Annotated in this window: 9 protein-coding genes; 5 read left to right on the top strand and 4 right to left on the bottom strand. The window is 46.4% G+C overall.

The window, feature by feature from the left end; all coding sequences use genetic code 11:
• The first annotated feature begins 272 nt into the window (after window positions 1-272).
• Window positions 273-2,507, top strand: a complete 2,235-nt coding sequence (locus C8D97_RS17600; RefSeq protein ID WP_109765127.1) for a hypothetical protein — start codon at window positions 273-275, stop codon at window positions 2,505-2,507.
• A complete protein-coding gene (locus C8D97_RS17605; protein WP_109765128.1) occupies window positions 2,507-4,210 on the top strand; it encodes a LeoA/HP0731 family dynamin-like GTPase in 1,704 nt (567 codons plus the stop codon). The genes C8D97_RS17600 and C8D97_RS17605 overlap by 1 nt, the downstream gene beginning before the upstream one ends.
• A 363-nt stretch (window positions 4,211-4,573) precedes the next feature.
• Here the strand turns inward: C8D97_RS17605 and C8D97_RS17610 are convergent, their stop codons facing one another.
• The 4 genes from C8D97_RS17610 to mfd all read right to left on the bottom strand — a co-directional run bounded on the left by C8D97_RS17610 (window position 4,574) and on the right by mfd (window position 10,692).
• Entirely contained in the window at window positions 4,574-4,822 is a 249-nt protein-coding gene (locus tag C8D97_RS17610) for an EF-hand domain-containing protein (RefSeq protein ID WP_109765129.1), read from the bottom strand.
• Window positions 4,823-4,831: 9 nt separating this feature from the next.
• Window positions 4,832-5,971 carry a saccharopine dehydrogenase family protein gene (locus C8D97_RS17615; protein ID WP_109765130.1) on the bottom strand — a complete coding sequence of 380 codons (1,140 nt, stop codon included), beginning with the start codon at window positions 5,969-5,971 and terminating at the stop codon, window positions 4,832-4,834.
• Between the two features lie 3 nt (window positions 5,972-5,974).
• Window positions 5,975-7,201, bottom strand: coding sequence for a CsiV family protein (locus tag C8D97_RS17620; protein ID WP_109765131.1), 1,227 nt, complete (start codon window positions 7,199-7,201; stop codon window positions 5,975-5,977).
• A gap of 62 nt (window positions 7,202-7,263) precedes the next feature.
• Window positions 7,264-10,692, bottom strand: coding sequence for a transcription-repair coupling factor (mfd, locus tag C8D97_RS17625; protein ID WP_109765132.1), 3,429 nt, complete (start codon window positions 10,690-10,692; stop codon window positions 7,264-7,266).
• A gap of 411 nt (window positions 10,693-11,103) precedes the next feature.
• Here mfd and C8D97_RS17630 point away from each other — a divergent pair, with 411 nt between their 5' ends.
• The 3 genes from C8D97_RS17630 to C8D97_RS17640 all read left to right on the top strand — a co-directional run bounded on the left by C8D97_RS17630 (window position 11,104) and on the right by C8D97_RS17640 (window position 14,194).
• Entirely contained in the window at window positions 11,104-12,423 is a 1,320-nt protein-coding gene (locus C8D97_RS17630; RefSeq protein WP_109765133.1) for a hypothetical protein, read from the top strand.
• A gap of 189 nt (window positions 12,424-12,612) precedes the next feature.
• Complete coding sequence (locus C8D97_RS17635; protein WP_109765134.1) at window positions 12,613-12,900, top strand: YeaC family protein; 288 nt, start codon at window positions 12,613-12,615, stop codon at window positions 12,898-12,900.
• A 40-nt stretch (window positions 12,901-12,940) separates the two neighbouring features.
• Window positions 12,941-14,194 carry a Rossmann-fold NAD(P)-binding domain-containing protein gene (locus C8D97_RS17640; protein ID WP_109765135.1) on the top strand — a complete coding sequence of 418 codons (1,254 nt, stop codon included), beginning with the start codon at window positions 12,941-12,943 and terminating at the stop codon, window positions 14,192-14,194.
• Window positions 14,195-14,268 lie beyond the last annotated feature (74 nt).

A 14,268-nucleotide genomic window follows, 5' to 3' on the forward strand; every position in this document is an offset into this window, starting at 1 on the left:
TTGTTGTAAAAGTTCATTGAGCTTCTCCTTTGGGTTTAGTCGCCTTTAAGTTTAGCTAAATGCTAAAACTAGGGAGAAGGCTCAATGATTATCAAGGCGCTGCAAGGGAAAACTACGCTCCATTAATTTGTGGCTCGCTGCGCTCATTTTACCACAAATTAGCTCCGCTCCGTTTTTCCCCTGAGCGCGGCGTTAGATTTCACGACGCGGCTTGGTTGCAAGCTCTAAGTATCGGTGCGGGTTAATTTGTGCCGTAGCCATCAAGCAGCACTTTGGAAGGCAATAAAATAGTAGATGACTACATGAAACTGAATATAGATGATCCGCGTGAACTGTATCGCGGGGTTAACGCTGAATTGGATGGCATTATAGGTGAGCTAACTGCCGAGTCAGATGATGAGCAATTGAGCGGAACTCAGCGTGACGCTCATTCCTTGCTCCAGGAGCATCGGTCGAACCTTCAGGGTCAACTAGAGGCGCTTGAGACAAATGCCGAGTGGTATACCTTCACTATCGCGTTTTATGGCGAAACGGGTGCGGGAAAGTCCACCATCATCGAGACCCTGAGGGTATTGCTGGAAGAAGCCAGCAAACTGCAAGACCAGGAAGCGTTCCGGGAATTCCAGAACAAACACGATCTGACAGCTGAAATACTGGACGAGCTGCACCATGAGGCAGAGCGACTCGGCCGAGAACTTGAAGATCTCCGCGATAAATATGAAGAAAAATCTGCCAAATATGATCAGCTAAGTGCGGAGTCCAGTAACAAGATTACCCAATTTCGTGAGCTGGTACTGGAGCGAAAACGGACGGCGCCCTTATGGCAGAAGTTTCTGCACCTGTTCAGGAAAACGGAAGAGGAGCTGGCTCTTGCCCGTGAAGAACAGCAGTTGGGCAAGATCGAAACAGAAAACGAGAGCGAGCTGTCGGCTCTGAACGAACAGAAAACAGGACAGGAAAGCCAGCTGGCTGAAACCAGGTACAAGTTGCAGGAGTTCAGGGAACGCCTGCCAGAGCTTGAAGCTTTGTCTGACGGCGGAATCATAGGAGATGGCCGCTCAGATTTCACTCAAAGGATACAACGATTCCACTTCAGCGTAGCTGGCCAAGAATTCGCACTACTCGATGTACCGGGAATAGAAGGCACTGAGCGCCTGATCGCGGAGGAGATTGAAAAAGCCCTTCAGGCAGCCCATGCAGTGTTCTACGTCACGAACCAGCCCGCACCTCCACAAACGGGGGACCAGGAGCGAAGGAAAGGGACTCTTGAGAAAATCAAAATGCACCTGGGGGCTTCTACGGAGGTCTGGTGTGTTTTCAATAAAAAAGTAATAAATCCCAAGTATGCGCTGAAAGATCGTCCGCTGATTTCTGAAGATGAACATGCCAGCTTGCAAGAACTTGAAGGGAAAATGGAAGAACATCTCGGCTCGTATTTTCAGGGTGTGCGCCCGCTGACCGCACTCCCGGCCTTCCTGGCAGTAACAGATCATTTTGCACCCGATTCACAGAACGCGAGACGCCGTAAGAAAGCTCTATCCGAATTTGAAGCAGGCCAGCTGATCGAATTATCCGGGGTGGAGGCATTTATCCGCTTTATTCAGTACAGCCTGCTGGAGGATAGTCAGCAAAAGATCCAGCGGGCCAACCTCTTCAAGGTCAAGGATGCTCTGGACAAGACCGCCGTCGTCCTCGACCAGGTAGGAGAGGGAATTTCAGAGTTGGCGGCGAACCTCCGCCTCGGCGAGCAGAGTTCGAAGAAGCAAATCAGAAGTGGCTTTTCTTCATTCAGGAAGCGTCTTGAATCTTCCGCCGAGACCTCAATTGACCGCTTCAGCAGCGATGTTCTGAACGAAGTGTATTCAGAAATTGACGACGATATCAGCAATGACGCCTTTAAAACGAAGTTGGAGCAGCTGATTGAAACTCATCAGGAGCGGCTGAGTGAAAGGTTGAAGAAGGCGATGGCGCAGCAGATCGTGCGCTTTGAAAAAGAGACCGGGAATATAGTCAAGCGTTTCGAGGACAAAAGTCGAGAGTTGACGGATATCTACACCACTATTGCCAGTGCCGATATTGATCGTGACTTCAACCTCAAACTGGATATCGACAATGGTTTGCGGTTGACGAACCTGTTGTCAGTCATCGTCGGTGGAGCACTGCTGTGGTGGAACCCTGCGGGCTGGTTAGTTATCGGTATGGGAGCTGCCAGTATTGCAATCGGTGCATACAAGGCCGTGCGTGGATTTCTGAGCTCCAGCTACAAAAAAGCGCAGCAACGAAAAGCTGCTGATGAAAACCTCGGTAACATAATCAGCCAATTACGCGAATCATTGGAAGAAAGTCTTGAACAAGGTCTCCCGGAGATGGAAAAAACAATCACTGAGATTGAGCAGGCACTCGCCAGACCTGCGAACAAGGCGAGGGCCCACGCAGACCTGATTAACCAGACGAACACAAAAATCAAGACATTGTCAGGCATGGTTGAAGCTACAGGAGCTCTGTAATGAAAGATACCCTCAATACCTTCAAAGACCAGCAGAGCGACTCTCTGGAGCTGTTGAACAGACTTTCGAAGTTTTTGACGCAAGGTGAAAACGCCGGGGTTCCGATCGAACAGGAGTTGCGGTCCAAGCTTCAGTCAGCCATACAGTCAGTATCTGGCGAACGGCTCAAGGTCGCACTCATCGGCGGTTTTTCAGAGGGCAAAACGTCTATTGCCGCCGCCTGGATGGAGCAGCTTGATAAGTCCAGCATGAAAATCAGCCACAGTGAATCCTCTAATCAGGTTAAAGTCTACGAGGTGAGGGAGGACTTTGTACTTATTGATACTCCAGGCCTGTTTGGTTTCAAGGAAAAGTACAACGCCGAGAATCAGGCTATCGAAAAATACAAGGACATCACTAGGAAATACGTGAGCGAAGCACACCTGGTTCTGTATGTCATGAATCCGACTAACCCGATCAAGGAGAGCCACGAGGACGATCTGGCCTGGCTGTTCCGCACCTTGGGGCTCCTGCCCAGGACAGTGTTCGTACTCAGCCGCTTCGACGAAGTAGCGGATGTGGAAGATGAAGATGACTACCGGGATAACCTGAAAGTTAAATATGACAATGTCGTTGGCAGGCTTCGCGCGGCAATAGAGCTTGAAGATGAAGAAGCGAGAAAACTATCGGTAGTTGCTGTGGCCGCAAATCCATTTGACCTGGGCGTTGACCACTGGCTTCAGAACCCAGATGAGTTTAAAGAGCTGTCGCATATTGCCGAGCTTCAGGCGGAGACGGCGCAGAAGATTCATAACAGCGGCGGCGCAGCGGTCCTTGCAGAAGAAATGCGCGCCAGTGTTATCCGCGATGTTTTGAGTAAGCAGTTGCCGATAGCGATAGAGAACGACCAGAAGATCTCACGGGAAGTCACCAAGCTGGACGAGCTGAATAACCATCTAAAGCTGCAGCTGGCGACCACTGAACGGGATATCGAAGACGCGAGGGTAGGGCTACGAGAGTTCGTCGCCCGATATTTTTCCGACCTGATCCTCAAAGCGAAAGGTTGTAGTCTCGAAACTTTCGGTGATTTCTTTGAGCGGGAAATAGGCTCTGAAGGTATTGTGATCGCCACTCGGTTACAGAATGAGTTCAGCCGTCAGGTTCAGCCAATTACGCTGGAAGTCGAAAAAATGCAGATTGGCTTTGACAACGAGGTCAGTCACTTTAATACCACGATCAAGTCGATGGGCAAGCAGGGCGTAAACCATGTCCTGAACGGAAAGTTCATCAATAAAGACTCGGTCCTGGCCGCCCGCGACGGAGTTGTGAATGTTGCGAAGTCCGTTGGGTTCGATCTTGCTAAGTATCTTAAATTCAAGCCCTGGGGTGCCACCAAATTTGCCAAAGGTGCTAACGGAGCTCTTGCTGCAGTAGGGTTGGCGTTTGAGTTATGGGATAGCTGGGAAGAACATAAGCGCCAGGCCGAATTCCAGAACGCGATTGCTAAAATGGTGAGCAATTTCGAGAAGCAGCGAGAGGAGCTGCTGACACTGATTAACTCGGAGCAGTTCAAGGAAATGTTCTTTGGGAACTATATTGAGCTCCGGCAGAAAGTCGCGGAGGTAGAGCAGATGCTCAATCAGAGCCGCGAAAGTCAACAGACGTTTCAAGCATGGAAATCCGAAGCGGAGGCAATAAAAGTGGATTTCAAGCGTATGGAATGAATGTAAGCTCTGCATCCTGAATCCACAGAAGGATCTGTCAGGATTTCACGGAGGGGTGCGGGTATGTTGGTTGAATGTAGCAAGAGGAAAAACGCTATTGAGAGCTCCAGCTACGAGGCTTAATGAAATCTAACAATCGCAGGCACGGCGACGTTTTTTTCGTTGCGGCTTCGCTTTCACTACAAAGCCGCGCGTGCTGCGGGCGTTACTTATGTTAGGAAACTCAAATACTGACTAAGAATATGAAGTATAGTGTTGTGGGAAGGTAAAGTGTTTAGCTCAAATTAAACCTGTTCTATAAACGATAAATAAACTCACGATTAAATTTGAGCTGTTTCATAAGAATAATTTTATAAAGTTATTTTAGTATTCCCACCAGCAGCTTTCCCACCAGACTAAAAATTCATCAAAGTCGATGTGACCGTCTTTATTGTCATCAATTAGTTCAAAGCCTTTTTCGGCCTGTTCTTTAGTGGTGCCCGGGCTTAGTACACGTAATAGCTCGGTAAACTCTTCCAGATCGATTTCACCGTTATCGTCGCGATCAAAAAATGAAAAGTTACTTTTAATTTCGTTTATTTTCGCTTCAGGTAATTTTTTAGTTTGTTGCATAACCAGCTCTCAAGTTAAAGTAAATTCTTCTTTTTTATAGTGAACATTTCGTTCGCTTAAATAATTTAAGACAAAGTCGTAAGCGCCACGCAGTGTACCAAAATGTTCCGGTGGACAGATACCGGATTCTGGCATGGTGCCATTAAGTAAAAAATTAACGGTAGCCGTTGCCGTATATCCGGTGGTTCGTGCCATGGATGAAATCTCTGCTTTGGTATCGGTTTCATCAAATAAATTATAGGTATAACGCTTTCGTTTACCGTTTTCATCGCCTTCAATGGTTACGCGCATTACGGTAAACTCATTTTCATTGCGTTTGAGTTTCCAGTTATCCATTAAAATACGCGAGGTAAAGTCGATTGGGGTAACTTCTTTACCACCCACTTCAAGTGGCTCTTCCGAGAAAAAGCCGGTAGTTGATAACACCTTAATATACTCGGCGTGACCCGGATACCGTAAGGTTTTCTCTTTCATGTTTGGAATGTGATCCATGGTATCAATTAAGGTGCGTAAACCGTCGGTATTAAACGCTTCTAAAGTACCTACTTTATCGAAGGTAAATAATTCACAATCAGTAAGAGGAGGGCGAGTGACGGTTTCACCGTGTTCAACATATCGGGCAGGGCGAGTGTATTCTTCAATAACATCAATTGGTGAAAAAGGCGCTTTATATTCAAACGGCCAATGACGAACTTTTGGCAAGCCGCCAACAAGGCATTCAAAAGATTTAACGGTCATTTGTTTGTCGTGATAACCGAGCAATAAATTATCCATGCCGGGTGCTACACCACAATCAACCACGGCGAATACATCATTTTTCTTCGCAAGGTAATCCAGATCCATTGGGTTTTCCGGGAAGAAAGAAATATCCACAGCGGATTTTTTGTTAGTTAACACCGCTTTTAAGACATTAAAACCCATAAAGCCGGGTACCGCACACACCACCAGATCGCATCCAATAATAATGTCAGCAATGGCGTCTTCGTCAGTTAAGTCAGCGGCTACGGTTTCTATGTTACTGCCTTGCTCCGCGAGTCTTTTTAAAGCAACTTTGTTTTTGTCGGCGGCAATTATTCTATGCTTGGTTGCGAGATCCAATGCAATAGCACTGCCTACCATTCCGCTGCCAAGTACACATATGTTAGCCATTAACTATCTCCCTGTTGCGTTACTGTCTAAATCGTCGGATTTTTCATCATCTATTTCAAAAGGGCGAATCTGAATGATGATGCCAAAAAGAGGGTGATCAAAGTAATGGGTTTCTTCGCTGCGCACACGCCGCGATTGTTGCAGTGTGTAGTTCAGTAATTTATCAACGGTTGCGGTTTGTTTTTCCTGTTCAAACCAGTTGTCGGTTTGAAAGCTCCAGTTAAAGTCGGACTGATAGTCCTGCTTTATCACACCGTCTTCCGTCATGTTTAATAGTGACGAAGAGATTGTCGAGTTAAGTGCCGAAATATCGAGCTCTTCTTTGCCCGGGTGACGATAATACATTTGCGTATTAATGTGCAGATAACGGCCCAGGTATATTTGTATCGCACCATCAACTTCTGGGACAGGTGTGTATACGGGGGGATGATTTCTAAATAAGGGATCGTCGCTCACTGCCAAGCTACTCGATTGTTGAGTGCCTTGCTGTGTATCTGAGTACACATTGTTATTCACGTTTGAATTTGTTGCGTTGTTACTGGTTGAAACATCCGGGGTGGAATTGTCATAGGTATTACCAAAAATATCTTTTTGCGGTGCTTTGCGGCCCAACCCCATTTTGTTTAACGTTTGTTCCTCGGTACGCGACTTACCGGAATGCTCAAAACTTTCCTGATAATTTTTGCCACCAACAATGCGAACCCATTCCGCCTGTTGTTTGTCGTTAACCGGCTGGCGCCAACCAATATGAGCCAAGGGCTCATAGTAGGAACTACGAGACAAAGATTCGGCAATGTCGGTGAGTTTCAACTCTTGTTCGTCTAATACACTGAAGGGTTTAAGTAACATCGCTTGATTTTCTGTTGAAGCAGAGTCATTGTTATCAGCAGCCAGATCACTCGATGCGGTTTTATTTCTGTTTGTTTCTTGATTGTTATCTTGAGCGTCCTGACTTTGCTGTTCGATCAAGGCTTTATAGGCCGACTGAGACAGCATACCATCCGGTGTTGGGAACAACTGTTCCGTGACAATGTCTTTCAGGTTTTCAGGGTATTGAATGGCATTTTTCGAAGGCCATAATTCTTCTTCGAGGTTTCCGCGCTTGTGTTTAAACACCACAACCTCAATATCAAACCATCGCTGTGCCTCAGCTTCTGCAGAAGCGGCATTGAGGCTTACACCTGTTACAAACAGGCTGCTGATCAAAGGGAGTACCAATGGATAGCGCATATGAAAAAACTTCCTCTAGCCGAGTTTAACGACTATTAACACAATTATTCGATAGACTACCGTTAGCCACTAATGGTTTCAATGAAAGTTTGTATTTCATCCCAACGGCTGTTGTGGTCGTCCAGTGGTTTGTTGATGCGAAGCATAGTGCCTTTTTCCAGTCGATAACGTGATGGATTACGCTGAATCAACTGAATAATTTTTTCAGGATTGACTACCGTATCGGGGTTAAACTCTATCAGCAGACCACGTTCATTTGCGGTTAACTTGTTGATACCCAGAGGCGTTAATTTAAATTTATATTCGGTCAGTTTGAACAGGTTTTTAATGGGATCTGGCAGCAAGCCAAAGCGATCGATCATTTCAACCTGCATTTCACGCAGCTGGCCGTCGTTTTTACAGCTGGCGATGCGTTTATAAAGGGTTAAGCGCGTATGCACATCGGGAATGTAGTCATCGGGGATAAGTGCCGGTATTCCGCAATCGATATCAGTTTGTGTTTGCAGGCTTTCGGTCAGGCTTGGCTCTTTGCCTTCTTTTAACGCCGTCACCGCATTTTCCAGCATATCCATATACATGCTAAAACCAATGCTTTCCATCTGTCCGCTTTGATCATCGCCGAGTATTTCACCGGCACCTCGAATTTCCATATCGTGGGTGGCCAGCGAAAAGCCTGCGCCCAAATCTTCCAGTGACGATATCGCATCGAGGCGTTTTTTCGCATCACGCGACAATGACTTCACCGAAGGCACCATCAAATAGGCATAGGCCTGATGATGGGAACGCCCAACCCGGCCTCGTAATTGATGCAGTTGCGCCAGACCCAGTTTATCGGCTCTGTCCATAATTATGGTGTTGGCGTTGGGGACATCGATACCGGTTTCAATGATGGTGGTACATATCAGCACATGGTAACGACGATGATAAAATTGCTGCATTACCTGTTCCAGTTCTCGCTCACGCATTTGTCCGTGGGCAACACCAATGTTGAGATCCGGCATCAGCTCGCGCAATTCTTCGGCACGGCGATCGATGGAATCGACACTGTTATGCAACACATACACTTGTCCACCGCGTAATGTCTCACGCTGTATGGCTTCTTTAACCAGAGGCTTATTGGCTTCACGAACAAAGGTCTTAATCGCCAGTCGCCGTGCCGGTGGGGTGGCAATAATGGAGAGATCACGCATACCGGAGAGTGACATGTTTAAAGTTCGCGGAATTGGCGTTGCGGTTAATGTCAAAATATCCACTTCTGAACGCAGCGCTTTAAGCTGTTCTTTCTGGCGCACACCAAAGCGATGTTCTTCATCAATTATCACCAGGCCAAGTTGTTTAAACTTCATATTTCCCTGAAGCAGCTTATGGGTGCCGATGACAATATCCACTTTACCATCATCAAGTTGCTGCATCACATCTTCGGTTTCTTTTGCGGTACGAAAACGCGACAGCACTTCTACTTTAAATGGCCAGTCTGCAAAGCGATCCTGAAAGTTTTCAAAATGTTGTTGCGCCAACAGGGTGGTGGGTACCAGCACAGCGACCTGACGATTGTTTTGAACCGCAATAAACGCCGCTCGCATGGCAACTTCGGTTTTACCAAACCCAACATCACCACACACCAGACGATCCATGGGTGTGGTTGCCGCCATATCGTTTAATATTGCGGTAACGGTATTATCCTGATCATCGGTTAGTTCAAAGGGGAAGCTGCCTGCAAATTTCTGGTAATCGGTGTCTTCCGTGGTGTATTGAAAACCCGGACGCGCTGCGCGTCGTGCGTAAAGATCGAGCAGTTCGGCGGCCACATCGCGTACTTTTTCCGCCGCTTTTTTACGTTCTTTCGCCCATTGTTCCGAGCCCAGCTTATGCAATGGGGCGCTGGAGTCAGAAGCACCGGAATAACGGTGAATTAAATGCAGAGACTGTACAGGTACATAGAGTTTATCGGAGGAGGCGTATTCCAGCATCAGGTATTCGGCGGGCATATTGTTCGCGTTAATGCATTGCAATCCCATGTAACGACCTACGCCATGCTCTACGTGAACCACCGGATCACCCACGTTTAATTCGGCCAGGCTGTGGATCACCGCATCGGGGCTGTAATCTTTTTTATTGCGACGGCGTTTTTGCAACACCTGCTGACCAAACAGCTCTGACTCGGCAATTAATATAATGCGATCATGAACAAAACCGGCGTCAATTGGTGCTACGGTAATTGCTAAAGAAGGCCCTATATCAATCGCCTGATCCCAACTTTCGATCACCTGAGCGGTCAATTGATTGCGCTTAAACAGTTCAACCACCGCCTCACGTCGACCAGCACTTTCTGTACAAATAACAATCGGTTGCTGATGATTGCTAATAAATGACTTTAATTCTTGCAGCGGATCGTTTGCCTTATGATTTATTGGCAAGGACGTCATGGTCGCAAAGCTTGAAAGCGTCTCGGTGGCTTTATCATCGCGAAAGCTCAATTGCTCAAAGGTTTTAAGAGCACTATTGAACTCATCCGGTGTCAGGCTGATGGCATCCGGCGCCAATATTGGCCTGGTACGATCCCAGCGACGCTCTTCGTAGCGTTGTTGCAGATCATCCCAAAACTGCTGTTTCACCTGTTGCAGCAGTTTATCGGTTACGATCAGGGTATTGTCTGGCAAAAAGTCGAACAGGGATGAGGTGTTTTCATTAAACAGCGGCAGGTAATATTCTATTCCGGCGGGCAAAATACCGTTAGATACATCCTGATAAAGACCACAGTCTTTTAGCTCCACATCAAAGGTATTGCGAAACTGCTGACGAAATTGTGTGATGCCTTGCTCGCCAGTAGGAAATTCATGGGCTGGCAGCAGTTCAAATTTTTCGAGCGATTCGGTGGATAACTGGGTTTCAGGATCAAACTCGCGGATGGTTTCAATTTCATCGTCAAAGAAATCCAGTCGAATCGGAGTTTTCGATCCCATGGGGTACAGATCCAGTATTGAGCCCCGAACCGCAAATTCACCATGCTCCATAACCTTTTCAACATGACGATAACCCGAGGCTTCAAAATGGTTTCTTGCAGCCATTAAATCCATGGTTTGATTAATATGAAAATGCAGCACATTGCCCTGAATAAAGGATTTGTCCGACAAACGCATTTTCGCCGAACTTAACGCGGTGATGATGACGCCATTCGACATGCCTGGCAGTTGATGCAGGGCATTGAGTCGTTCCGAAACGATGGTTTCGTGCGCCGAAAAGTAATCGTAGGGCAGGGTTTCCCAATCCGGAAAGGTTAATACAGGCATTTCTGAGGACAAAAACAGCTCGAATTCCCGTTGCAGCTGTTGAACATCGCTCGACTGGCTGCACAAAATTAATACAGGACCTTTATGCTGACGGGCAATTTCTGATAGCACCAGCGTATGGCTTGCGCCCGGTAACGGCGACCAGTAATTAATAAAGCCATTGCCAGATTTTAGCGACGGTAACGAAAGCTTTAATGTCATAAAGATGAAAAACCACAGATCCGGAAAACGACCGGCATTATAGACAATTTGCCTGCTGAATTCTTGGGCTTTCCCGCAATCATTACGATTGTATTGTGTCAATTCTATGATCGTTTATTGTTATGAATAAGGATTTCAGGCAATGAGCGTTGTTTTGCTGTTGCCAAGTCCTAAATTTACAGGGCTTTTAATGAGATAAATGATGAAGTTAAAGTCATTCGGCATTTGATTAAAATTGCATCAAACCGCTTTAGCGATTATGGTATTTATAGTCTAAATAAAATAAAGGCTTTGTGGTGTTTCCGACATCGGGTATTGCAAAGCCATTGCCGCTAATTAAGTTGTTCTCGGTCAATTACCAACGCGTCGTGTCGTAACAAGGCCGACATTAGATTGAGCAGGAATTCATCTATGCATATTACGTTTGTTAATGCGGGTAACTTTCAGGTACAACGGGCGTTGTATATTGCCGCCTGGAAGGTATGGTTTAAGCGCTTCAGTGACGATCATTACGCCTGGCGTGAAGGTAAAATTCCTGTGCATTACATCGACAAGCCGTTGCACGAATTGATCGCCAATAATTATCGCTTTTCGGTGGAAGTGTTAACCCGTTTAATGGTGCCCTGGTCCTATCGTGACCGGCCACAAGCAAGTGACGAGTTTTTAAAGTTAAACCCTGCGGTGTTGCGCACCACACAGTTGTTATGCCCTGATACTGGCAACAACATTGATGCGGCTCGATTAACCGATCAGGCACTCGATTACTGGGATTCATTAACCTATAACGAGCAAGATCTTTATTTGAATTTTGCCGAAGCGCGAATACAGGCGGATATTGAATCACCTTCCGATGAAAACTGTATTCTCGACGATGGCGGGGTGGAAATCATCGGCGACGATATTTATCCGCCCATTATTCCCGACAAAGATGCCTCCGACGATGAGTTTATCCGGGCACTGGTGGCCTGGATCGATGAAGACCCGTTTCAACCCTTGTATCAGCGCCAACCGGTAGGCGAGGCGGTAAGCAGTTGGCACGATCGTCTAATGGCGTTCTTCTGGCCAAAACCCCGTACCGGTTATCTTGAATACACCTATTCTGCGAGCCCTCTGGTGTACCGTGCTGGATTATTGATGGATCTGGTAGCGTCCGGAGCCGAGTGGACCAGAGACGATAAGGTGCTGGCAGAAAAAACCGCCAGCGAAGTCTTTATGTTCACTGGCATGCCGCAGCGCGAAGTGACCTGGCAAAATGTGCAGGCCGTGTTAAAAACCGCACTCGATCAAGATTATAAATCCACCGCAAAAATGAACAGCGGCTGGGTGTATCTGGCCAGTCTGGCCACCAGCTGTTGCGAAGGCAAGCCCGACGCATTACCGCTGATCAGCTGGAACAGTCGCTGCTCCAGCTCTTTAATTTCACGACTCGATTTTTTACTGGTAGAAGCCGGTATTGATAAACTCGGCGATCGCTTCCCCCATATTGGTACCGTACCGGGTTGGGGCGGTACACGACCCAGAACCTATTCATTAAACTGGCCCTCCGGTTATCGCTCCTGGCCAACGGTATTTGAAGCGGGCAAACTGGTGCAAAAAATTGTCCATTTTTTAAATACCGAAACCGATAAAAACGGCAAACTGAAATACCGCCAAATGCCACTGGCTGGTGGAGAGACAGTTCCATGGACATCCCGTGGGGTTCAACTGGTACTGTTTTTTGACGGTTATTAAACCCTTATTCGCAGTCTTCGATTAACAACAAACGTTCGATTATTATTGATTTATTCAGAGCACATCAGGGTTAATCCAAGGAGGATTAATCCTTAGTGTTTTTGCGGTTATTCATCCAGTCATTGCGACTTATAACAGTCTTTCATATAATCCGCGCACCTCGTCCCGTATCCCTAACAGGTTTGCCCCATGAATATAGAGCAACTTATCAAAGCCATGACACCGGAAATCTATGAAAATATGAAGACCGCTGTTGAAATTGGTAAGTGGCCAGATGGTACGCCTTTAACCGAAGAGCAAAAAGAAACCACTATACAGGCTGTCATGCTATATGACGCCAGGCACTCCGGGGAACACAATGAGCCATTTAGGATAAAAGCGGACGGAAGCGTACAACTCGGTAAAGAAAAAGCCAGCAGTGACTTTGCAAAACAAGGTCAGGTGATTTTTAAGTCTTCAGCGAACGAAAAAGACTAGCCTTATCTTTGCCAGAATAAACAGAACTCAGGATTGAACCATGTTAAAAACCGTTGTTAGAAAAGAGCACAAAAATCAGTGGGAACGACGAACACCACTGACACCGGACGCTGTTGATCAATTAATTAAACAGGGTTTTACCATAGATGTTGAAGCTTGCGACATTCGTATTTTTAATGATCAGGCGTACCAACAGGCTGGCGCTAAACTGGTGCCAACCCCGGCAGAGCATAAACTGGTTGTGGGCATTAAAGAGCCGCCGGTGGATTCGATTCAACAAGATCAGGTGCATATTGCGTTTTCTCATACCATTAAAGGACAGAGCTACAACATGCCGTTGTTGCAAACTTTTATTGATAAAGGCGCAACATTATTTGATTACGAAACCATCGTGAATGAACGCGGCGCCAGAACCATCGCCTTTGGGCGGTTTGCCGGTATCGCAGGCGCTATCGATACTTTCCATATTGCCGGAAAAAAATTACAACTGATTAACAAACCAAGCGACATTGCCAACATTAAACAAACCCACGGTTACGATGGCATTGAGCAAATAAAATCTGAATTTGGTCAATATGATTTACAAAAGGGCGAAGCCATTAGAGTATTGATTGTTGGTACCGGTAATGTAGGCAAGGGCGCGGAAGAAGTGTGCCGCTGGTTGAAACTCCCCAAGGTCGATATTCAGTCGATTGAGTTAGGTCATATCCCAGAAGGTAGCTGGTACACCGTTGCCAGTAGTCGCCACATCAACGCGCGCAAAGATGGCAAAGATTTTGAGTTTGATGATTTTGTTGCCAACGGAAGCATTGAATACAAAAGCACGTTTGATCAGCTGTTGGGTCGCTTCAATATTTTAATTCAGACACCTTACTGGACAGAGAAATACCCAAAGCATCTGGATCGTGAGCGCATGAAAACGAATAAAGAAAAGTTGCCCTGGGTGATTGGTGACATCAGTTGTGATATTAACGGCTCACTGGAATGCACCAAAATTGCCAGCACCATTGATGAACCAGCCTTTACCTATCAACCAGAAACCGGCGACTACAAAAACGGTATCAGCTGGGATGGGCCAACGGTTATGTCCATCGACAATTTACCCTGCGAGCTGTCTGCCGACGCCTCTGAACATTTTAGTGCTATTTTAAAGAACTACATACCGCACTTAATGCAACTGGATTTATCATTAGAGTTTGATGATCTGGAGTTACACCCAGAGCTGTATCGCTCGTTGATCGTTTACAAAGGTAAGTTAACGCCTAATTATAAGTATCTGAAAAAGTATTTATAATATTTAAGTATTAGATTTAAGCCAGCAGAGAGAGTGATCTGCTGGCAATCTATATTACTATGGACTTTACACCT

The organism is Pleionea mediterranea (assembly GCF_003148745.1).
Taxonomy (GTDB): Bacteria; Pseudomonadota; Gammaproteobacteria; order Enterobacterales; family Kangiellaceae; genus Pleionea; species Pleionea mediterranea.

Excerpts from the sequence above, each read along its gene's own strand:
- C8D97_RS17615 (WP_109765130.1), bottom strand. The coding sequence starts at position 5,971 with ATGGCTAACATATGTGTACTTGGCAGCGGAATGGTAGGCAGTGCTATT.
- C8D97_RS17635 (WP_109765134.1), top strand. The coding sequence starts at position 12,613 with ATGAATATAGAGCAACTTATCAAAGCCATGACACCGGAAATCTATGAA.
- C8D97_RS17610 (WP_109765129.1), bottom strand. The coding sequence starts at position 4,822 with ATGCAACAAACTAAAAAATTACCTGAAGCGAAAATAAACGAAATTAAA.
- C8D97_RS17605 (WP_109765128.1), top strand. The coding sequence starts at position 2,507 with ATGAAAGATACCCTCAATACCTTCAAAGACCAGCAGAGCGACTCTCTG.
- mfd (WP_109765132.1), bottom strand. The coding sequence starts at position 10,692 with ATGACATTAAAGCTTTCGTTACCGTCGCTAAAATCTGGCAATGGCTTT.
- C8D97_RS17640 (WP_109765135.1), top strand. The coding sequence starts at position 12,941 with ATGTTAAAAACCGTTGTTAGAAAAGAGCACAAAAATCAGTGGGAACGA.
- C8D97_RS17630 (WP_109765133.1), top strand. The coding sequence starts at position 11,104 with ATGCATATTACGTTTGTTAATGCGGGTAACTTTCAGGTACAACGGGCG.
- C8D97_RS17620 (WP_109765131.1), bottom strand. The coding sequence starts at position 7,201 with ATGCGCTATCCATTGGTACTCCCTTTGATCAGCAGCCTGTTTGTAACA.